The organism is Streptomyces sp. NBC_00258 (assembly GCF_036182465.1).
In the GTDB taxonomy this organism is placed as follows: domain Bacteria; phylum Actinomycetota; class Actinomycetes; order Streptomycetales; family Streptomycetaceae; genus Streptomyces.
Genome location: NZ_CP108081.1, coordinates 5,208,665 through 5,229,952, shown reverse-complemented (window position 1 = coordinate 5,229,952; position 21,288 = coordinate 5,208,665). Strand labels below are relative to the sequence as shown.

The window sequence follows — 21,288 nt, the reverse complement described above, 5'->3', positions numbered from 1 at the left end:
TCCCACCCGTGTCACATCTGTTTCCGACCAGTTCCGGAACGGCCCCTGACACCTGAGAGAATGGTGAGCATGGCCTCTGATCGTCCCCGTGTGCTTTCTGGAATCCAGCCCACCGCAGGCTCGTTCCACCTCGGCAATTACCTCGGCGCCGTCCGTCAGTGGGTGGCCCTGCAGGAGTCCCACGACGCGTTCTACATGGTCGTCGACCTGCACGCGATCACCATTCCGCAGGACCCCGCGGACCTCCGTGCCAACACCCGGCTGGCCACCGCCCAGCTGCTGGCCGCGGGGCTCGACCCGGAGCGCTGCACGCTCTTCGTCCAGAGCCATGTCCCCGAGCACGCACAGCTCGCCTGGATCATGAACTGTCTCACCGGCTTCGGCGAGGCGTCCCGCATGACCCAGTTCAAGGACAAGTCCGCCAAGCAGGGTGCCGAGCGCGCCTCGGTCGGCCTCTTCACGTACCCGATCCTGCAGGTCGCGGACATCCTGCTGTACCAGGCCAACGAGGTCCCGGTGGGTGAGGACCAGCGCCAGCACATCGAGCTGACGCGCGACCTCGCCGAGCGCTTCAACGGCCGGTTCGGGCAGACGTTCACCGTTCCGAAGCCGTACATCCTCAAGGAGACGGCGAAGATCTTCGATCTCCAGGACCCGGCGATCAAGATGAGCAAGTCGGCGTCGACCCCGAAGGGCCTCATCAACCTCCTCGACGAGCCGAAGGTCACCGCCAAGAAGGTCAAGAGCGCGGTCACCGACACGGACACGGTGATCAGGTACGACGTCGAGAACAAGCCCGGCGTCAGCAACCTGCTGACCATCTACTCCACCCTCACTGGAACCGGTATCGCGGAACTGGAGCAGAAGTACGTCGGCAAGGGCTACGGTGCGCTGAAGACCGACCTCGCCGAGGCCATGGTCGACTTCGTGACGCCGTTCCGGGAGCGTACCCAGCAGTATCTGGACGACCCGGAGACGCTCGACTCGATCCTGGCCAAGGGGGCCGAGAAGGCCCGCGCCGTCGCCGCGGAGACCCTCTCCCAGACGTACGACAGAGTGGGTTTCCTGCCGGCGAAGCACTGACTGCCGGGACGACAGCCAGTACGAGACCAGGACAACACCGGTACGACAACCGGTACGGGGCCCTTCGGCCGTACAGTCGATAGCCGAACCGGCAGCAACCCCTGCCCGAGAAGTACACCAACACGACCGAACATCAACACAACGACAGGAGACGACGTGGGGACCGTAACGATCGGTGTGTCGATCGCGGTCCCGGAGCCACACGGCAGCCTGCTCCAAGAGCGGCGCGCGGGCTTCGGCGACCCCGCGGCTTCCGGCATCCCCACGCACGTCACACTGCTGCCGCCGACCGAGGTCGACGACTCGGCGCTGCCCGCGATCGAGGCGCATCTCGTCGAGGTCGCGGCCGCCGGCCGGCCCTTCCGGATGCGGCTGTCGGGCACGGGCACCTTCCGTCCGCTGTCGCCCGTCGTGTTCGTACAGGTCGTCGAGGGGGCCGAAGCCTGCGCCTGGCTGCAGAAGCAGGTCAGGGACGCGTCCGGGCCCGTGGCGCGCGAGCTGCAGTTCCCGTACCACCCGCATGTGACGGTGGCGCACGGCATCGACGACGAGGCGATGGACCGGGCCTTCGAGGAACTCGCGGAGTACGCGGCCGAGTGGCCGTGCACCGGCTTCGCGCTCTACGAGCAGGGGGCCGACGGCGTGTGGCGCAGGCTGCGTGACTACGTCTTCGGCGGTGCGGTCGTTCCCCCGCAGGCCGCCCGCGCGGAGCGGGGCCCGCTCCCGGCCCGCTGAGCGGACGACCCGCGGACCGGCCGGTCCGCCGAGTGCGGCCCACGGACCGGGTGCCCCGATCCGGTGCCGCCCGAGCCCGGCGCCTCGATCGACCATGGGTTCCGGGGGTGGGGCACGTCCAGGTCAACCAGAGTGGTGATCCGATGAGCAGGTCCGTGATCGTGTCGCTCGAGCGGTAGCGCTTCGCGCGGGGCAGTACATCAGAGTGCGGCGCGGTGGGGGCTTGTCGCGCCCACGCGGCGGAGCCGCACAGTGTCACAGCCCCGCGCCCCTCACGGGGCGCCCCTGAACGTCGTCCCCTAGATCGGCAGGCGGCGGAACACCGCCCGCGGTACGTGCCTCAGTGCCGACATGACCACCCGCAGTGCCCCCGGTACCCACACGGTCTCGGAGCGTCGGCGCAGGCCTGTCTCGATGGCCGTGGCGACCGCCTCGGGGGTCGTCGCGAGCGGGGCCTCCGGCAGGCCCGTCGTCATCCTGGTGCGGACGAAGCCGGGGCGTACGACCATCACGTGGACGCCCGTGCCGTGCAGGGCGTCGCCCAGGCCCTGGGCGAAGGCGTCGAGGCCCGCCTTGCTGGAGCCGTAGATGAAGTTGGCGCGGCGCGCGCGCTCGCCGGCCACCGAGGAGAGCACGACCAGGGAGCCGTGCCCCTGGGTCTGGAGCGCCCGCGCGCACACCAGCCCCGACGACACCGCGCCCGTGTAGTTGGTCTGCGCGACACGGACCGCGGAGCCGGGCTCGTTCTCGTCGCGCGACTGGTCGCCGAGGACGCCGAACGCGAGCAGAACGAGGTCGATGTCGCCTTCGGTGAAGACCTTGCCGAGGGCGGTCTCGTGGGCGTCGGGATCGAGCGCGTCGAAGGCGACCGTACGGACGTCCGCGCCGAGGACGCGCAGGTCGGCGGCGGCCGTCTCCAGGGCGGGCGAGGGGCGGCCGGCGAGCCAGACCGTGCGGGTACGGCGGGCGATCAGCCGCCGCGCGGTGGCCAGCGCGATCTCGGACGTGCCGCCGAGAACGAGCATGGACTGGGGGGCACCGAAGGCGTCCTTCATGAAACCGAACTCCTATAGAGAGAGTGGGAAAACCGAACTCACCTAGCGGCTCACCATCAGAGGCCCAGGCGGCGGGACAGGTCCGAGGTGAAGACGGAACGCGGGTCCAACTCCTCGCGCAGCGCCCGGAAATCGCCCAGCCGCGGATACATCGCCGAGAGCAGCTCGGGCCGCAGCCGGGAGTCCTTGGCGAGATAGACACGCCCGGCGGCGGCGGTGACCTCCTCGTCCAGCTCGTCCAGGAAGCCGTCGAGCCCCGGCAGGTTCGCGGGGATGTCCAGCGCGAGGGTCCAGCCGGGCATCGGGAAGGACAGCCAGCCGGGGTCGCCCTCCCCGAACCGCTTCAGGACGGCGAGGAACGAGGGACAGCGGCGCTGCGAGATGCGGTGCACGATCCGGCGCAGGGCGTCCTCCTGGCCGTATCCGACGACGAACTGGTACTGCACGAAGCCGCCGCGCCCGTAGACGCGGTTCCAGTGCGGCACGCCGTCGAGCGGGTGGAAGAAGGTGGAGATCCGCTGCAGTTCGCCGCTGCGCGCGCGGGGCGCCTTCCGGTACCAGAGCTCGTTGAAGAGACCGACCGTCGTCCGGCCCAGCAGCCCCTCGGGCATCCAGGCGGGTGCGGCTGGAAGGCGGCCGGGACGGAACTCCAACGGGGCCCTACGCGCGCGCGTGCGGTCCGACAGCGCCTCCAGGGGAGCGTGATCGCCCCGGGTGAGCACCGAGCGCCCCATCGACGCGCCGCGGGCCAGCAGATCGATCCAGGCGACCGAGTAGCGGTAGCGGTGGTCGGTCGCCGTGAGGCGGGCCATCAAGTCGTCCAGGTCCGTGGCGCGTTCCGTGTCGACCGACATCAACGAGGTCGCCACGGGCTGCAGCCGGACGGTGGCCGTGAGGATGACACCGGTCAGGCCCATACCGCCCGCCGTCGCGTCGAAGAGGGGCGTGCCGTGGCTCACCGTACGGATCTCGCCGTCAGCGGTCAGCAGTTCGAAGGAGAGGACATGGCGGGCGAACGAGCCGGACACATGGTGGTTCTTGCCGTGGATGTCCGCGCCGATCGCCCCGCCGACCGTCACGTAGCGGGTCCCGGGCGTCACCGGCACGAACCAGCCCAGTGGCAGCAGGACTTCCATGAGGCGGTGCAACGAGACGCCCGCGTCGCACAGCACGGTCCCTCCGTCGGCGTCGATCGCGTGGACGCGGTCCAGGCCCGTCATGTCGAACACGGCCCCGCCCGCGTTCTGCGCCGCGTCCCCGTACGCCCGTCCCAGGCCCCGTGGGATGCCCCCGCGGGCTCCGCACTCCCGGACGGCCGCCGCGGCCTCCTCGTACGAACGAGGGCGGGTCAGACGGGCGGTGGTGGGGGCGGTGCGGCCCCACCCCGTGACGGAAACCGTGTCGGCAGGCATGCATGCGACCGTATCGCCCGAAAGTGACCGTTAGTTCCTTAACATCCTTGCTCTCCCCGAAATGGGTGATTAATGGGATGTCGCTCAATATTGCCGGAGTTCCAGCGGTGTTGACGTGAACAGTGAGTCCACATGGACCACCACGACGACCGCCCCGATCTGGACCACCGGATCCTTACGGCCTTCCACGCCCGCGGTGCCGCCCCCCGCGTCGCCGCCGCCGCGCGGGCCCTGTCCCTGGCAGGCGAGCACGGTGCGCTGTGGCTCGCGGCGGGCCTCGCCGGAGCGGCCGTCGACCGGGAGCGGCGCGGCGCCTGGCTGCGCGGCACGGCACTGACCGCGGGCGCGCACCTGGCCAGCATGGGCGTGAAACGGCTCGTACGCCGCCCACGCCCAGGACACGTCGAACCCCTGGTCCGCACCGCGGGCCGGCACTCCTTCCCCAGCTCGCACGCCACCTCGGCGGCGGCCGCCGCAGTGGCCTTCGGAGCGCTCGGCGCCCACGTGGTGCCCCCGCTGGCCGCCGCGATGTGCCTCTCGCGGCTGGTCGTCGGCGTCCACTACCCCTCCGACGTGGCCGCGGGCGCGGCGCTCGGCGCGATGACGGCCCGCCTCGGGGCCCGTTGGATGACCGGAGGTCGGGACCATGGCTGACACGACCCTTCTGGAGAGCACGCACAAGAAGCACGAGAAACAGCCCGCCCGGGAGAAAAGCGGCCTCCTAAGAGGGCTGATCAGGACCGCCCGTCCGAAACAGTGGGTCAAAAACGTCCTCGTGGTCGCCGCCCCGGCCGCGGCCGGCGAGCTCTTCTCACGCCACGCGCTCACCCAGATCGCGCTCGTCTTCGTGCTGTTCACGGCCTGCGCCGCAGGCGTCTACCTGGTCAACGACGCGCGGGACGCCGACGCCGACCGCGCCCACCCGGTCAAGCGCCACCGTCCGGTCGCCGCCGGACAGGTGCCCGTACCCGTCGCCTACTCCGTAGGGATCGCGCTCGCCGTCGTCGCCCCGACGGTGGCCGCGTTCCTGTGCTCCCCGCTCACCTCGGCCCTGCTGACCGCCTACCTGGGCATGCAGTTCGCGTACTGCGTCAGTCTCAAGCACGTCCTCGTGATCGACCTCGTCGTGGTCACCACCGGATTCCTGATGCGGGCCATGATCGGGGGACTCGCGCTCGGGATCCCGCTGTCGCGCTGGTTCCTGATCACGACCGGCTTCGGCGCGCTGTTCATGGTCTCCGCGAAGCGCTACTCCGAAGCCGTGCAGATGGCCGGGAAAGCGGGCGCCACGCGCGCGTTGCTCACCGAATACACCACCGGCTACCTGCGGTTCGTCTGGCAGCTCGCCGCCTCGGTCGCCGTCCTCGGTTACTGCCTGTGGGCCCTGGAGGAGGGCGGCGTACCCCACACCAGCGTCCTGCCCTGGCGGCAGCTGTCGATGGTCGCCTTCATCCTCGCGGTCCTGAGATACGCGGTGTTCGCCGACCGCGGCACGGCCGGCGAACCCGAGGACGTCGTCCTGCGCGACCGCGCGCTCGCCCTCATCGGCGTGGTGTGGCTCGCGATGTACGGCCTGGCGGTGGCCAACTGGTGAGCCACGCACAGCAGTTGAAGGCCCCCGGGCCCCAGCCCCAGCCCCCGTCGCCGGCCCCGTCCCAGGCCCGCCCCGAGCCGCGCCCGAGGCCGCGGACCCGGCGCCCCGGAGCCCAGGAGCTGCTCGGCTTCGCCGCCGCCGGGCTCCTCGCGTACGCCGCCGATCTCGCCCTCTTCGTCTGGCTGCGCGGCCCCGTCGGCATGGACCCGCTCACCGCCAAGGCCCTGTCGTTCGTGGCGGGCTGCTCGGTCGCGTACGCGGGCAACGCGCTCGGCACCTACCGCCACACGGCGACCGGGGGCCTGCGCCGGTACGCGGTCTTCTTCGCGGTGAACATCGCCGGCGCCCTCGTCCAGCTGATGTGCATCCTCATCAGCCACTACGGCCTCGGCTACACCTCCCCGCGCGCGGACACGGTGTCGGGTTCAGGAATCGGCATGGCGCTCGCCACTGTCCTGCGGTTTTGGGGTACCCGGACATTGGTTTTCCGAGGCGAGGGCAGAGTCGGATCATGGACTGGCTGAAAAAGCTCCCCGGCGTGGGCCCGTTGGTCACACGTCTGATGGCCACGCACGCGTGGCGCTCGTACGAACGGCTGGACCGGGTGAAGTGGACGCGGCTCGCCGCCGCGATGACCTTCATCAGCTTCGTCGCGCTGTTCCCGCTCATCACCGTCGCCGCCGCGATCGCCGCCGCGACGCTCGACAAGGAGGGGCAGGAGAAGCTGCAGGAGAAGATCGCCGAGCAGGTGCCGGGCATCTCCGACCAGCTCGACATCGGCGGTCTCGTCGACAACGCCGGCACGGTCGGACTCATCGCGGGCGCGCTGCTGCTGTTCACCGGCATCGGCTGGGTCGGTTCGATGCGCGAGTGCCTGCGCGCGGTCTGGGAGCTGCCGGACGAGGAGGAGAACCCCTTCCTGAGCAAGCTCAAGGACGGCGGCGTACTCGTCGGCCTCGGCGGCGCCGTGCTCGTCACGCTCGCCGCCTCCACCGTCGCGTCGAGCGCGGTGGGCTGGACGGCCCGGCAGTTCGGCATCGACGAGGACGGCTGGGGCGGGGTGCTGCTGCAGACCGCCGCGTTCGCCGTGGCCGTCCTCGCCGACTTCCTGCTGCTTCTGTACGTCCTGACGCTGCTGCCCGGAGTCCAGCCCGCGCGGCGCCGCCTCGTGGTCGCCGCGCTCATCGGCGCAGCCGGGTTCGAGCTGCTGAAACTGCTGCTCAGCGGCTATATGCAGGGCGTCGCGTCGAAGAGCATGTACGGGGCGTTCGGGGTGCCCATCGCACTGCTCCTGTGGATCAACTTCACCTCGAAGCTGCTGTTGTACTGCGCCGCCTGGACGGCGACGCAGCACGAGGAACCGGCCGGGTCCGAAGAGTCGGCCGAGCCCGACGAGTCCACCGTGGAAGGCGGACCGGCCGGATCCGGCGGGCCCACGGGGTCCGGCACGGTCGCCGGCTCCGGTAAATCCGCCGGCATCGGCAGGTCCGACGGTGTCAGCGGCGGCGGCGCATCAGGTCGGGCAGCGGCCAGCGGCGGTTGATCACGAAGACACCGGCCGCGAGGAGCACGAGGACGCCGCCGGTGATCGCCAGCGCGATGCCGACGCCACTCGAACCCTCCGTCTCCGCCGAGGCCGCGACGGGCTTCGAGGAGGCCTCGCCGTCGCCCGAACCGCCCGCCTCGCCGGAGGCGTTCGCGCCCGGCTGCGCGTCCGTGTCCGCGCTCTTCGGCGGCACCAGTTCGCCCACCGGGTCGACCTTGCCGGACGCCTGGAAGCCCCAGTCGAGGAGCTTCGCGGTCTCCTTGTAGACCTGGTCGTGCTCCTCCTTCTCGGGGTTCATGACCGTGACGAGCAGCACCTTGCCGTCGCGCTCGGCGACACCCGTGAAGGTCGAGCCCGCATTCGTGGTGTTGCCGTTCTTCACACCTGCGATGCCCTTGTAGGCGTCGAGTCCGTAGTCACCGGTGAGCAGCCGGTTGGTGTTCTGGATCTCGAAGGTCCCGCGGGTCGTCTTGCCCTTCTTGTTCTTCTTGGTCTCGCCGGGGAACTTCGCGCGGACCGTCGAGCAGTACTCCCTGAAGTCCTTCTTCTGCAGGCCGGAGCGGGCGAACAGGGTCAGGTCGTACGCCGACGACACCTGCCCCTTCTCGTCGTACCCGTCCGGGCTGACCACGGTCGTGTCGAGGGCCTGGAGTTCCTCCGCGTGCGCGTTCATGTCCTTGACGGTCTGGTCGACGCCCTTGTTCATCGCGGACAGGACGTGGACCGCGTCGTTGCCGGAGCGAAGGAAGACGCCGAGCCACAGATCGTGGACCGTGTACGTCTCGTCCTCCTTTATGCCCACCATGCTGGAGCCCGAGCCGATGCCCGCCAGGTCGGACGGCACGACCTTGTGCTTCTCCGTCTTCGGGAACTTCGGCAGCAGGGTGTCCGCGAACAGCATCTTCAGCGTGCTCGCCGGCGGCAGCCGCCAGTGCGCGTTGTGCGAGGCGAGGACATCGCCCGACTCGGCGTCCGCGACGATCCAGGAACGGGCGCTCAGGTCCTTCGGGAGGACCGGGGCGCCGGCGCCGAGATTCGCCTGGGTGCCGGACCGGCCGAGCTGGGCGCCGCCCACGGTCGACATGTTCGCCGGGGGCGTGGCCGACGGGCTGGTCGACGCCTTGCCCGACGGCGAGGTCGACGTCGACGGAGTCGAGGAGGGTTTGTCGTCCGCGAGGGCCGGTGCGGTGGCGGTCGCGGTGAGCGCGAGCGAGAACGACAACAGGGTGGCGGAGGTGACCAGCAAGGACGACTTGGCGGTCTTTTTCATGGCGGGCACGGTCGAGAACGTACATGGCGCCGGGCGGGAAGTCGCGCGGTCCTCCCCACCGTGGCGCGTACCGTTGAGGTCGTTCCCGCTGTGGTCCTTCCCACCCCGGACGCCGGTGCCGTTCGACGGCGGCGATACTGAACCCATGAAGCTCAGCCGTCCCGTCTCCTGGTTCCTGCTCGCCTTCGGAGTGTGGAGCTGGGTCATCTGGATCACTTTCGTCAAGAACCTGTGGAAGGACGGGAGTGGGCTCGCGTTCGACGACGCGGGCGATCCGACCGGGTACTTCTGGGTGCACCTGACGCTCGCCGTTGTCTCCTTTGTCTTGGGGACGGTCGTCGGGGGCATCGGGTTGCGCGGTGTTCGAGCCTTGCGTCACACGTCATAACGGGGAGTCTCCGCGTGATCATCGTGTTCCTGGTCCTGGTCCTGGCCGTGTTCGGCGGTCTGCACTGGTATGTGTGGCGCCGGATGGTGCGTGACACCACGGCGCGGCCGGGAGTGGCCCGCCGGGTGGGTACGGCCTTGGTCGTCGGCGGGCCGTTCCTGATGTTCGCGGCGATCGCCTCCGAGCGGGCCGGGGCGCCGTTCTGGCTGCAGCAGGTGCTGGCCTGGCCCGGGTTCCTGTGGATGGCGTTCTCGCTCTATCTCCTGCTGGCGTTGCTGGTGGGGGAGGTCGTGCGGCCGTTGCTCCGGCGGGTGCTGGAGCGGCGTTCGACGCCCGCGGTGGAGACGGTGGGTGTACGCGAGGACGCACCCGTACGCGCGCGAGTGCCCGACCTGGAAGCCGAGCCCTCCTCGGAGCCCGAGACCTCCTCCGATGCCGATGCCGGTGCCGGTGAGGCCCAGACCGGGCCCGCCGAGAAGCCGGAGCCCGCGGTCACCGGGCCCTCGCGGCGCCTCTTCGTCTCGCGTGTGGTGGGCGGTGCGGCTGCCGCCGCGGCCGTGGGGACCGTCGGATACGGGACGTACGGCGTCCTGCGCGGGCCCAAGGTGAAGCGGGTGACCGTGCCCCTCGCGAAACTCCCCAGGTCGGCCCACGGGTACCGGATCGCCGTCGTCAGCGATGTGCACCTCGGCCCCGTACTGGGGCGCGGGTTCGCGCAGAAGGTGGTCGACACGATCAACTCGACGCAGCCCGACCTCATCGCGGTCGTCGGGGACCTCGTCGACGGCAGCGTGAAGGATCTCGGGCCCGCGGCGGCGCCCCTCGCCCAGTTGAAGGCCCGGCACGGTTCGTTTTTCGTCACGGGCAATCACGAGTACTTCTCCGGTGCCGACGAGTGGGTCGCGCACGTACGGGGGTTGGGGCTGCGGCCGCTGGAGAACGCCCGTACGGAGCTGGCCGATTTCGATCTCGCCGGTGTCAACGACGTGTCCGGTGAGGACGAGGGACAGGGGCCCGACTTCGTCAAGGCGCTCGGGGACCGGGACCGGTCGCGGGCGTGTGTGTTGCTGGCACACCAGCCGGTGCAGATCCATGATGCCGTGGACCATGGCGTGGATCTTCAGCTCTCGGGGCACACGCACGGCGGCCAGTTGTGGCCCGGCAACCTCATCGCGGATCAGGCCAACCCGACCCTCGCCGGCCTGGAGCGGTACGGGGACACGCAGTTGTACGTGTCGCGGGGCGCCGGCGCCTGGGGACCGCCCACGCGGGTGGGCGCGCCGTCCGACATCACGGTCGTGGAGCTGGCTTCCAGGCAGGCCTGAGGCGCACACGTCACGCCTGGGAGCGGGCTGTGAAAGCGGCCGGAAACCATCGCTTGGTCAGCTTTCTCCCAACACTCCCCATAAGCCTTCCCCCGCCCGAAACCCCTGTGGTTGAGTGCCTCGCGCCACCAGGGAGTGGCTTGAGGAGCCACTGGGGGAGTGGCGGGATTGAGCCACGGGACCGTGGCTCCAGGAGGGGCGCCGATGCGATCGGTTCGCATACGGATTCTTGCGGTGGTTCTGGTGCTGGTCGCCGTGGGTGTGGGCGGCTGGCAACTGCTGCCGACGGGTGGCGGCGGGGCCATCACCGTCGGTACGACGGACGCGGTGACGGCCCTCGATCCGGCGGGGGCCTACGACGCAGGGTCCTGGGACCTGTTCAGCAACGTCTTCCAGTCGCTGCTCACCTTCGAGCCGGGCGGCGCGGACCCCGTGCCCGACGCCGCCAGGAGCTGCGGATTCGTCGGTACGGGCCTGACCACGTACCGGTGCACGCTGAAGGAGGGCCTCACGTTTCCCAGCGGGCACAGGATGACCGCCGAGGACGTGAAGTTCTCCTTCGACCGGGTCAGGTCCATCGACTCGGCCGTGGGACCCGCCTCGTTGTTCGACACGGTGGGTTCGGTGGACGCGAGCGGGCTCACCGTCACCTTCCATCTGTCGTCGCCGGACGCCACGTTCCCGTTCAAGGTCGCCACCGGCGCCGGTTCGATCGTCGACCGCACCCGCTACTCCGGGCACTCGCTGCGTACCGACAACGGGGTCGACGGCACGGGACCGTACACACTGAAGACGTACACGAAGGATCAGCGGGCCGTTCTGACGCCGAACTCCCGCTATCGGGGGGCGGCGCAGAGCAAGGGTGAATCCGCCGTCGTGCGCTACTACGCGACTCCCGGGAAACTCGACGCCGCCTGGAAGGCCAAGAAGGTCGACGTCGTGGCGCGCACGCTGCCGCCGAAGGTGCTCGCCGGGCTGTCGCCGAGCGATCCCGGTCATCGCGTCACGGAGGCGGCCGGCGCCGAGACCCGCAATCTGTACCTCGACGTGCGGGCCGGATCACCGCTCCACGACCGCCGGGTACGGCAGGCGCTGGCCCTGCTGGTCGACCGCGACGAGCTGGCCGCCACGACGTACCAGGGGACGGTGGATCCGCTCTACTCGCTGATCCCCGCGGGCATCACCGGGCACACGGCCTCCTTCTTCGACGCCTACCCGAAGCCCGATCCCGCGCGGGCGAAGGCGCTGCTCGCCGCCGCCGGCGTGAAGGCGCCCGTGCGCTTCACGTACGGGTACGCGAAGGGCAGGGACGCGGCCGGGGCGGAAGCCGCCGAACTCAAGCGGCAGCTGGAGCGGGGCGGACTGTTCCAGGTGACGCTCAAGGGCTACGAGTGGACCGACTTCCAGAAGCGGTACGCGGACGGCGAGCTGGACGCCTACGCCGTCGGGTGGGTCGCCGACTTCCCCGACCCGGACAACTTCACCGCGCCGCTCGTCGGCACCGGCGGCAGCATGAAGAACGGCTACAGCAGCAAGGACGTGGACCGGCGGATTCAGGACAGCCGGCAGTACGCGGACCGCAGTCGCACGGAGGAGGACTTCCGGGTGGTCCAGGACGACGTCGCCCGCGATGTTCCGCTCGTTCCGCTGTGGCAGCGCAAGGAATACGTGCTGAGCAGTGAGGCCGTGGGCGGCGGACAGTACCTGTCGGACGGCACCGGGGTCTTCCGGCTGTGGAGCCTCGACCGGATCTGAAGCGTTGGCGCGGGGTTGACGATTGCGGGAGTGACGCGATGAGGTCACCCCACGCAGCATCTTGTGACGAAGGTGTGCGTGGGGTGAGGAGCAAACGTGTTGAGACGCAACTCCTTCCGGCTGCCCCGGCATCCGGCTTCGGTCGGGCTCGCCCGGCGCCGGGTGCGCGACCACCTGTCGAACTGGGGGCACAGCGCGGGGGAGCAGGCGTTCGAGGACGTCGTGCTGCTCGTGTCCGAGCTGTCGACGAACGCCGTGCGCCACGGACCGCTGCTGGAGCGGGAGTTCGAGGTCGCCGTCACCGTGCTCGCGGACGGCTCCTGCCTCATCGAGGTCTCCGACGAGAGCCCCGTCCAGCCCCGCCTGCGGGTGGTCGGAGAGTACGACGAGGAGTCCGGCCGGGGCCTGACCCTGGTGGAACACCTCACGACTGCCTGGGGAGTATGGAGCCGCGGAAGATACGGCAAGACGGTCTGGGCACTGGTCCCGGCGGCATAGCGCCCCTGTCCTTTCAGGGGCGCGGGGAACTGCGCGACAAGCCCCCACGGCCCTGCAGATCACAACGCACCGTTCGCCCCCGAAGAATCAACCACAAGCCTTCGCAGGCAACGTGACCGTCACCGCCAGCCCCTCCCCCGGAGCCGTCCGCACCACCACCTCACCCCCATGGGCCACGGCCACCCCCTGAACGATGGCCATGCCGAGCCCACTGCCCGCACCCCCACCCGCCCGGAAGAACCGGTCGAAGATGCGGGAGGCGTCATCCTCGCCGAGACCGGGCCCCTCGTCGGCGACACAGAGCCGGACGACCCCGTCGACCCGCTCCAGACCGAGCGTGACCGCGACAGACACGGGCGTGTGCGTCCGTACGTTCGCCACGAGGTTTCCCAGGATCTGACGCAGGCCCGACTCGTCGGCGTGTATCAGCAGGGCCCCGTCGGCGCCCACGGACACCGGCCGCTCGGGCTGCTGGGCGCGAAGATCCTCGGCCGCGTCGCGCACGAGACGGCTCAGGTCGACGTTCTTGAAGCGCAGTTCGGGCTGCTGGTCGAGGCGGGCCAGGGTGAGCAGCTCGTCGACCAGGCGGGCCATGCGGTCGGCCTCACCGGTCATCCGGTCCCAGGCCCGCTTGCGCTCGCCCGGCTCGCGCAGCATGCCCTTGTCGTACAGCTGGAGGTAGCCGCGGATCGCCGACAGCGGCGTACGCAGTTCGTGGGAGGCGTCCGCGACGAAGCGGCGCAGTTGCGTGGCGCTCCGCTCACGGGTGCGATACGCCGACTCGACCTGGTGGAGCATCGAGTTGAGGGCGAGCCGCAGCTGCTCGACCTCCTGGGTCGGGTGATGGCTTGAGGGCACCCGCCGGGCCAGATCCCCCTCGGCGATCGCCGACGACGTCTCGACCATGTCCTCCAGGGGGCGCAGCCGACGGCTCACGCTGAGCATGGTCAGTACGGCGAGCAGCGCCAACAGCAGGACACCGAAGGTCAGATCGAGCTTGAGGGCCTTGGCCATGCCCTTGTGCAGGGCGTCCGTCGAGGTGGCCAGCAGGATGGTCGTGCCGTCCGTGAGGGAGATGCCTATGACCCGGTACGGGGTGCCGTCCACGCTCACGTCCCGTGGCTCGGCGTCGCCGGTGAGGGACCGGGGGTCGTCCACGGCCGCGGCCAGCGCCCGCTGGTTGTCCGTCGGTTCGAAGGTGCCGATCGTGAGGGTGTGTCCGGTGGTGTCGACCAGGGCGAAGAGGGAGTCCGAGTTCGGCGGCCCCTGCGATTCGGGGATCTTCCCCTCGCGGACGAAGGCCAGGGCGCTCATCGAGTCGATCTGCCGCGCCGTGAGCTGCGTACTCCCCAGCGAGTCCCGTGTCTTGAGCAGTTCCGAGTCGACCTGGTCCAGCAGGTAGTACCGCATGCCCATCAGGCTGACCGCCGTCGCCACGATGATGCCGAGCGCCAGCAGTGCCACGTTGGCCAGCGTCAGCTTGCCACGCAGCGAGTGGATGCCACGGCTGTGCTTGCGGCAGATCATGCGAGCCCGTATCCGACGCCCCGGCGTGTCGTGATCACCGGGGCGCCGAGGGCGTCGAGCTTGCGCCGCAGATAGCTGATGTACGTCTCCACGACGGTCGACTCGGCCGAGTGCTCGTACTGCCAGACGTGGCGCAGGAGCTGCTCCTTGGGGACGATCCGGCCGCCGTTGCGCACGAGGAAGCGCAGGAGCGCGTACTCGGTGGGGGTGAGTTCGACCGAGCGGCCCGCGCGGTGCACCGAGTACGTCGTCTCGTCCAGCTCCAGGTCTCCGTAGCGCAGGGGCGGGCGCTCGGGGAGGACGTCCGCCGGGCGGGTGCGGCGCAGGACCGCGGTGATGCGGGCGATCACCTCGTCGATGTTGAACGGCTTGGTGATGTAGTCGTCGCCGAAGGAGAGCGCGCCGACGATCTCGGTGGGCGCGTCCCTCGCGGTGAGGAACACCAGGGCCAGGTCGGGCTGTTTCGCGCGCAGTTCGCGGCCCAGCGCCCGGCCGTCGCCGTCCGGGAGCATCACGTCGAGGAGCGCGGCGTCCGGGCGGGTGCGCTCGGCCAGCGTCAGCGCCTGGCGCACGGTCCCTGCCGTCATCACCTCGAAGCGGTGGTAGCGCAGAGCGATGGCCAGGACGTCCGCGATGCTCGGTTCGTCCTCGACGACCAGGACGGTCGCCCCCTCGTGAGCGGTCATGTCCCCAGTATCGGCGCGGGCACCGACAACGGGGGCGGGTCGTGCTTTGGAGTTCCTTGTGAGTCATGGCCGAGTCGTGTCCACGGGTGCGCGCCACCCCGATGCTGATCCGCAGGACCTGGGGGACCAACCGACAACCGACTAAGGGGCGTTGAGGCGTGACGACATTGGCACGGTGGTGCTATCGGCACCGGCTGGTGGTCCTGTTGTTGTGGGTGGGGGCGCTGTTGGGGCTGGGCTTCGCGGGATCCGCCGCGGGCACGAACTACGCGGACACCTTCACCCTTCCGAACACGGACTCCACGCGCGCGTACGACCTGATGGAGAAGGCCTTCCCGGAGCGGTCGGGCGACACCGACACGGTGGTGTGGAAGGTCGACGACGGATCCGTACGGGACGATTCCGTACGCTCCCGGATCGAGCCCGCCCTTGAGGAGATCGGGCGCATGAAGGGCGTCGGCGACGTCAGCAGCCCGTACGCCGCCCAGGGAGCCACACAGATCAGTGAGAACGGGCGGATCGCCTACGCCCAGGTGACCTTCACCGAGCAGGCGAACGGTGTCCCCAAGGAGCTGGTCCAGGACGTCGTAGACACGTCACAGGACGCCGAACGAGCCGGCCTCCAGGTGGAGCTGGGCGGCCAGGCGATCACCCGGATCCAGGAACCGCCCACCGGTATCGCCGAGATGGTCGGCATCATGGCCGCGGCGGTCGTCCTCTTCCTCGCCTTCGGCTCGCTCTTCGCGATGCTGCTGCCGCTCGTCGTCGCGATCGCGGCCCTCGGCACCGGCCTGATGGCGACCTCACTGCTCAGCCATGTCACCGACGTGCCCGAAGTGGCCCCGCTGCTCGGCTCGTTGATCGGTCTCGGCGTGGGCATCGACTACGCGCTGTTCATCGTGACGCGGCACCGCCGGGGCATCCTGCGCGGCATGAAGCCCGAGGAGTCCGCCGTCACGGCCCTCAACACCTCGGGCCGCGCCGTGCTGTTCGCGGGCGGCACGGTGTGCATCGCGCTCGCCGGAATGCTCGTGATGAACATGCGTTTCCTGGACGGCGTGGTCGTCGCGACCTCGCTGACCGTCGTACTCAGCGTCCTCGCCGCGACCACTCTGCTGCCCGCGCTCCTCGGCATGCTCGGCATGCGCGTCCTCAGCCGCAAGCAGCGGCGCAGGCTCGCCGAGACGGGACCGGAGCCGGCCGAGGCGAGCGGCCTCGCGGCACGCTGGTCCATGTACGTGCAGAAGCGGCCGCGTTCGATCGCCGCCGGGGCACTGGTCGTGATGGTGATCCTCGCGCTGCCCGTCCTGTCGATCCGGCTCGGCGCCACCGACCAGGGCAACCACAAGGACTCGACGACGACGCGCCAGGCGTACGACCTGCTCGCCGAGGGCTTCGGGCCCGGCTTCAACGGCCCGCTCCAGGTGGTCGTGGACGGCGGTGACACGGACGCGCTGGTGTCGACCATCCGCTCGACCGAGGGCGTCGCCCAGGTCGCGGCCGCGCCGCCCTCCCAGGGCGTCACGGTGATCCAGGTCGTGCCCACCACGTCACCGCAGTCCGAGAAGACGGACCAGTTGATCGACCGGCTGCGGGACGACGTGATCCCGGAGTCCGGAACCGAGGCCCACGTGGGCGGAGTGACCGCCGTCTTCAAGGACTTCGCGGCCGTCACGGGGGACCGGCTGCCGTACTTCGTCGCGGCGATCATCACACTCGGCTTCCTGCTGCTGATGGTGGCCTTCCGCTCCCTGGTGGTGCCGCTGACGGCAGCCCTGATGAACCTGATCGCGGCCGCCGCGTCCTTCGGAGTGCTCGTCGCGATCTTCCAGTGGGGCTGGGGCACGGGACTCCTCGGCCTCGGCAAGGAGGGGCCGATCACCGCCTTCCTGCCGGTCATCATGCTGTCGCTGCTCTTCGGGCTCTCGATGGACTACCAGGTGTTCCTGGTGAGCCGCATGCACGAGGAATGGGTGCACACCAAGGACAACGCGCGGGCGGTCCGGGTCGGCCTAGCCGAGACCAGCCGGGTCATCAACTGCGCGGCCCTGATCATGATCTGCGTCTTCTCCGCGTTCGTCCTCAGCGGCGACATGGAGGGCGCGATGGCGGGCATCGGGCTCGCGGCGGCGGTCGCACTGGACGCGTTCATCCTGCGTACGGCGCTGGTGCCGGCCGCGATGCACCTCCTGGGGAACTCCAACTGGTGGCTGCCCGCCGGTCTGGAGAAGCGGCTGCCGCATCTGGCGGTCGAGCCCCGCGAGGAGGAGGCTGCCGAGCCCCACGCGCGCGTGCCCGACGCCGACGGCGGTTCGACCGTGGTCCACGGCTTCGTCCGCACCCCGGACGGCGCACCCGTCGAGGGCGCCGCGCTGACCCTGCTCTCCAAGGGCGGCCGTCAGCTCGACCGGGTGACGTCGCTGGCCGACGGCTCGTACATCGTCACGGTGCCCTCCGCGGGCTCGTACCTGCTGGCCGTGACGGCCGCCGAGCACCCCTCCCGCGCCCGGCACGTGATGGTCGGCGCCGAACCGCTGGTGTACGACGTGGAGCTGGCGGAGGACGAGGTGGACGCCGTGAACTGACCGCCGCGGCGGGCTCCCGCGCCGGTGCCGCTCGATCGGGTGACCGGCGCGGGGAACCCGCCACGCGAGGTCCGGGGCGGTCCTACGGTCCCCCGTAACCCGGTCGCGCGGTGCCTCCGGGGCGGAGCCCGGCGGAACGGGGGGCGGCGGAGTGGGACTGCGCCAGCGCAGCAAGGACGTGTGGCGGGGGTCGGTGCCGAGTGACGCCGGCGCGCTGGTCCTGGACCTGTGCGAGGAACTGATCGACGGCTACGCACAGCGCCGGGGCCCGATGCCGGTGGTGGTCCTGCACGCGGCCGGGCAGGACCCGGAGGGCCGGCACGACGACGGGGTGAGGGAACTCGTCGACCTGTTGCACCGGGCCCAGAAGCCCCGCTGGCTGCTGTGCCGCAGTATGGACCCGCCCGCGGACCGCGGTCACCCGCCGGAGCCCTCGGACACACCGCCGGAGGGCGGACTCCGCCTGGACGACCAGACGTACGCGGCGACGACCGCGTTGGTGAAGGACGTGTCCGAGGGGGTGTGGGAGAACCACAACCGCTCCCAGTACCGTCCGTACCGGATGCCGCGGTCCCGGCTGATGGCCGCGCTGGACCAGGTCCTGGACGAGATGCCGGAGAGCGACCGGGCCCCCGACCCGCGCGCGGCCGTGACCCGGCTGACGCGGCGGCGCTGGCAGCCGGCCACCCGGCCGGAACCGGACGGGTTCTGGCGGCAGTTGGGGACGATGCTGAGCCCGGCGACCGTGCTGGGCGCCGCGGTGGTCGCCGCCCTGGGCGTCCTGGCCGCCAAGGTGGACGCCTGGCCGCTGGCGGCCGCCGTGCTGGCGGTCCTGTCGGTGCCGGCGGTGGGCTGTCTGATCCGGCGCCGGCTGCCTCCGCTGTGGCTCGGGTCCGGCTGCCGTTGGTTCGCCACCACCACCTTCCCGCTGATGCCGGGCACCACGGCTCCGGTCTGGTCGCTGTGGCATCCCCGGCAGTCCCGCGCCACGCTGGAGGACCGCGCCGTCGACGTGATCCGCCAGATGCTCACCGCCGTCGGGCCCGGCGACACCGGGGACGGCGGGGACACCGGATGCGGGACCTCGGCCCGGGAGTCGGCCCGCCAGTTCTGCCTCCAACTGCGCACCCTCGCCCTGCTGGAGGACCTGCGGGAGAACCACCGCCCGGCCTGGGACCTCAGGCACCGCAAACGCACGGTCCCCCCGCTGCTGCTGATCCCACGGGCCACCCGGGCCAACGGAGCGCTGCCCTTCGTCCGGGCGATCAGCGACGTACGCAGCCGCCGCAGCGAGCAGGACCCGCTGCTGGTGGTCGCCGGCGTCGCCCACGGGGACCTGGCCGGCCTGCGCGAGCGCACCCTGCTCCCACTGCCGTCACCGGACGCCTACCGCCGCGAGCCGGCGAGGCTCTACGAGGCATGGGTGGCCCGCAGTCTGCGTACAGGTCAGGCACCGAGCCTGAACGCGGCGTTGCCCTGGATCCTGCCGGTGTCCCTGACGGGGCCCCTCCTGAGGACCAACGACGCGAACGCCCCGTTCAACGAACGCAGCACGTACCGCGTACGGCGCAGCCCCTGGCTGCTGTGGTCGCGGTGGACCCTGGCCGCGACGTGTGTCTTCGCCACGACCGGTGCCGGCGTCTACTACGAGAGCCTGAAGGACAGGTACTGCATCGCGCCGGAGACCGTCTGGAACCGTGACCTGGTGCGCACGGTCGACGACCAGTGCGTGGGGGTGGTCACCGGCCGGCCGCTGCTCGAAGGGTCCGATCCGCCGCTGCTCGACGCCGGCCTCGGCCGACGCGTCGGCCTGAAGGAGCTGCAGGCCGCGATCAAGGCCGAGAACGAGGCCCTCGACGAGGACAGGAAGCACATCACCCTGGTCTTCGCCGGTGCGCTCACCACCAAGGAACACGAACCGGGGGACGCGGTGGACGTTCTGCGCCAGCTGGCCGGCGTGTACGTGGCACAGCACCTTGTGAACAACCCCGAAGAGACCAACAGCGACCTGCAGCTGCGGATCCTGATCGCCAACGGTGGTCCGGGCATGGCGGACCAGAAGACCATGGCCACCAAGATCGTCGAGTACGCCCGCTGGGATCCCAGTGTCGTAGGTGTCGTCGGCATGGGCATCCACACGCCGGACAGCGCGGATGCCGTGCGGCAGCTCCAGCAGGCGGGCCTGGCGGTGATCGGCACCACCAACTCGGCCACGGGCCTGGCCTCGACGTACCGCAACTACTTCGGCATGGCCCCCACCGACCAGGAGGAGGCGTCGCTCCTCGTGAACTCCCTGGGAACGGCCGGGAAGCGAACGGCGGTGGTCCTGGCGCCCGCCGAGGGCGAGGGCCCGGGCAGCAGCTCCTACGGCAACGACCAGGCGAAGTACGGCACCTTGGCACTCCGGGCAGCCGACTTCACCCTGCGGCGGCGCGTCGACTACGAGGTCACCGGCACCAGCGCGGACATGCACGAGGCAGCCCAGAGGATCTGCGGCGAGCGGATCGACATCGTCTATCTGGCGGGCCGGGCGAGCCACGTCAGCAACCTCATGAGGGTGCTGAGGGACCACACGGGCTGCGAGAAGCACCCGGTCACCGTGCTGGCGGGGGACGACATGGAAAAGAAGTCGTTCGAGGACGAGGACATCACCTTTCCCGACGGAGGCCGGCTGCGCTACACCTCCCTGACGTACGACAAGCACCTCCGGACAACGGACCTCCACCGTCGCGCGGCGGCCGCGTTCGCCTACCCGCTCTTCGAGGGCCGGCGCCTGAACGACACCAGGGACGCCATCGACGACGGAGGCTTCCTCGCCCTGTCCCACGATGCGGCGATGGCGTTCCACACGGCCGCGGCGGAGGCCGGGGTTCCCGGCAACGGCCGCGCCCCCGCCGTGCTGGCCGTCCTGCATACGATCGAGTTCACGGGAAAGGTCGGGAACATCAGCTTCCGGAACGCGGACGCGTCGAACCCCGAACTGCGCGGCCACGGCATCGGGCTCCACGAGGTGACGCGGACGCCCGGGGACTCCACGCTCCGTGACGTGACCCTGTGCGGCCGTGCGGCCGGTGACTCCACGGCCCTCAGGAAGCTGTCGTGCCCCCCGGTGCCGCCGGATCAGGAGCAGAGTTCGTCATCCCCGGCAGGAAGTCCGTGAACAGCCCGTGCACCTCGCGGACCAGCGGCCGCAGCACTCGGAAGCGGGCCAGTGAGACGCCGAGCGACGTGAGGCGGGCACCTCGTTCGGCGAGCCGGTAGCTGCGCTCGCGGCCCTCCGTGCGGTCGAAGACCCAGTACAGGACGAGACCCATCTGGGAGAGCCACAGCAGCTCGGGGAGCACCTCCCGCAGTTCCTCCGGGATCTTCGCCTTGGAGCCCGCCAGCACCTCGCGGCAGACCCCGATGGCCTCCACGCGCGCGTGCTCCGACTCGGCGGAGAACGGGCTGAGCGGGCTGTCCGGATCGGCCGCGTTCTTGAAGAACTGCACCGCGAACTCGTGGTACGGCGTCGCCACGTCCAGCCACGCCTTCAGCACCCCGGCGATCCGCGCCTCCAGATCCTTCTCCTGGTCCAGGACTTCGCGGACCGCCGCCCGGTGCTCGGCGGCGAGCCGGTCGTAGAAGCCCTGGATCAGGTGCTCCTTGCCGGCGAAGTAGTAGTAGGCGTTGCCTACGGAGACCCCTGCCTCCGTGGCGATGGCCCGCATGGTCGTCTTCTCGTAGCCCCGTTCCTGGAACAGGCGCATCGCCGTCTCCAGGATCAGGGCCCGGGTCTGCTCGCTCTTGGCGGGCGTACGGGACGGCCGGGCGGGGCCTTCCGGCTCCG

Annotated in this window: 18 protein-coding genes; 12 read left to right on the top strand and 6 right to left on the bottom strand. The window is 70.5% G+C overall.

Annotated features, from left to right (window positions below; translation table 11 throughout):
* Positions 1–69 precede the first annotated feature (69 nt).
* Together trpS and OG718_RS23210 are read left to right on the top strand one after the other, a co-directional pair.
* On the top strand, positions 70–1,083 hold the full coding sequence (trpS, locus tag OG718_RS23215) for a tryptophan--tRNA ligase (RefSeq protein ID WP_143639243.1): 1,014 nt from the start codon (positions 70–72) through the stop codon (positions 1,081–1,083).
* A 156-nt stretch (positions 1,084–1,239) separates the two neighbouring features.
* Positions 1,240–1,818, top strand: a complete 579-nt coding sequence (locus OG718_RS23210; RefSeq protein WP_328845066.1) for a 2'-5' RNA ligase family protein — start codon at positions 1,240–1,242, stop codon at positions 1,816–1,818.
* Positions 1,819–2,117: 299 nt separating this feature from the next.
* On the opposite strand, the gene OG718_RS23205 is transcribed toward OG718_RS23210, so the two are convergent.
* Both OG718_RS23205 and OG718_RS23200 read right to left on the bottom strand, forming a co-directional pair.
* Entirely contained in the window at positions 2,118–2,873 is a 756-nt protein-coding gene (locus OG718_RS23205; protein ID WP_143639247.1) for a decaprenylphospho-beta-D-erythro-pentofuranosid-2-ulose 2-reductase, read from the bottom strand.
* Between the two features lie 56 nt (positions 2,874–2,929).
* The gene (locus tag OG718_RS23200; protein WP_143639249.1) at positions 2,930–4,285 is read right to left on the bottom strand and encodes an FAD-binding oxidoreductase; all 1,356 of its coding nucleotides are present in this window, start codon (positions 4,283–4,285) and stop codon (positions 2,930–2,932) included.
* 132 nt (positions 4,286–4,417) lie between these two features.
* Between OG718_RS23200 and OG718_RS23195 the strand changes: the two genes are divergently transcribed.
* The 4 genes from OG718_RS23195 (at position 4,418) to OG718_RS23180 (ending at position 7,422) form a co-directional block, all read left to right on the top strand.
* Entirely contained in the window at positions 4,418–4,939 is a 522-nt protein-coding gene (locus OG718_RS23195; protein ID WP_143639251.1) for a phosphatase PAP2 family protein, read from the top strand.
* A complete protein-coding gene (locus OG718_RS23190; RefSeq protein WP_328845065.1) occupies positions 4,932–5,879 on the top strand; it encodes a decaprenyl-phosphate phosphoribosyltransferase in 948 nt (315 codons plus the stop codon). The genes OG718_RS23195 and OG718_RS23190 overlap by 8 nt, the downstream gene beginning before the upstream one ends.
* Positions 5,880–5,998: 119 nt before the next feature.
* The gene (locus OG718_RS23185; protein WP_143639368.1) at positions 5,999–6,403 is read left to right on the top strand and encodes a GtrA family protein; all 405 of its coding nucleotides are present in this window, start codon (positions 5,999–6,001) and stop codon (positions 6,401–6,403) included.
* Positions 6,391–7,422: a YihY/virulence factor BrkB family protein gene (locus OG718_RS23180; protein ID WP_328845064.1), complete on the top strand. Its 1,032-nt coding sequence runs from the start codon at positions 6,391–6,393 to the stop codon at positions 7,420–7,422. The genes OG718_RS23185 and OG718_RS23180 overlap by 13 nt, the downstream gene beginning before the upstream one ends.
* Here OG718_RS23180 and OG718_RS23175 read toward each other — a convergent pair.
* The gene (locus tag OG718_RS23175; protein WP_260695316.1) at positions 7,376–8,704 is read right to left on the bottom strand and encodes a D-alanyl-D-alanine carboxypeptidase family protein; all 1,329 of its coding nucleotides are present in this window, start codon (positions 8,702–8,704) and stop codon (positions 7,376–7,378) included. The two genes, OG718_RS23180 and OG718_RS23175, sit on opposite strands and share 47 nt — an antisense overlap.
* Positions 8,705–8,840: 136 nt before the next feature.
* Between OG718_RS23175 and OG718_RS23170 the strand changes: the two genes are divergently transcribed.
* The 4 genes from OG718_RS23170 (at position 8,841) to OG718_RS23155 (ending at position 12,661) form a co-directional block, all read left to right on the top strand.
* Positions 8,841–9,083, top strand: coding sequence for an SCO4848 family membrane protein (locus tag OG718_RS23170; RefSeq protein WP_055615755.1), 243 nt, complete (start codon positions 8,841–8,843; stop codon positions 9,081–9,083).
* Positions 9,084–9,097: 14 nt separating this feature from the next.
* Complete coding sequence (locus tag OG718_RS23165) at positions 9,098–10,408, top strand: metallophosphoesterase (protein ID WP_328845063.1); 1,311 nt, start codon at positions 9,098–9,100, stop codon at positions 10,406–10,408.
* A gap of 204 nt (positions 10,409–10,612) precedes the next feature.
* Positions 10,613–12,163, top strand: a complete 1,551-nt coding sequence (locus tag OG718_RS23160; protein WP_328845062.1) for an ABC transporter substrate-binding protein — start codon at positions 10,613–10,615, stop codon at positions 12,161–12,163.
* Positions 12,164–12,259: 96 nt separating this feature from the next.
* Positions 12,260–12,661 carry an ATP-binding protein gene (locus tag OG718_RS23155; protein WP_143639262.1) on the top strand — a complete coding sequence of 134 codons (402 nt, stop codon included), beginning with the start codon at positions 12,260–12,262 and terminating at the stop codon, positions 12,659–12,661.
* Between the two features lie 87 nt (positions 12,662–12,748).
* On the opposite strand, the gene OG718_RS23150 is transcribed toward OG718_RS23155, so the two are convergent.
* Both OG718_RS23150 and OG718_RS23145 read right to left on the bottom strand, forming a co-directional pair.
* Positions 12,749–14,188: a sensor histidine kinase gene (locus OG718_RS23150; RefSeq protein ID WP_143639264.1), complete on the bottom strand. Its 1,440-nt coding sequence runs from the start codon at positions 14,186–14,188 to the stop codon at positions 12,749–12,751.
* Complete coding sequence (locus tag OG718_RS23145) at positions 14,185–14,874, bottom strand: response regulator transcription factor (RefSeq protein WP_143639266.1); 690 nt, start codon at positions 14,872–14,874, stop codon at positions 14,185–14,187. The genes OG718_RS23150 and OG718_RS23145 overlap by 4 nt, the downstream gene beginning before the upstream one ends.
* A gap of 167 nt (positions 14,875–15,041) precedes the next feature.
* Here OG718_RS23145 and OG718_RS23140 point away from each other — a divergent pair, with 167 nt between their 5' ends.
* Positions 15,042–17,459: an MMPL family transporter gene (locus OG718_RS23140; protein ID WP_328847813.1), complete on the top strand. Its 2,418-nt coding sequence runs from the start codon at positions 15,042–15,044 to the stop codon at positions 17,457–17,459.
* A gap of 151 nt (positions 17,460–17,610) precedes the next feature.
* On the top strand, positions 17,611–20,619 hold the full coding sequence (locus tag OG718_RS23135) for an ABC transporter substrate-binding protein (protein WP_328845061.1): 3,009 nt from the start codon (positions 17,611–17,613) through the stop codon (positions 20,617–20,619).
* Here the strand turns inward: OG718_RS23135 and OG718_RS23130 are convergent.
* Positions 20,546–21,226, bottom strand: coding sequence for a TetR family transcriptional regulator (locus OG718_RS23130; RefSeq protein WP_260695322.1), 681 nt, complete (start codon positions 21,224–21,226; stop codon positions 20,546–20,548). The genes OG718_RS23135 and OG718_RS23130 overlap by 74 nt on opposite strands.
* Between the last annotated feature and the right edge of the window lie 62 nt (positions 21,227–21,288).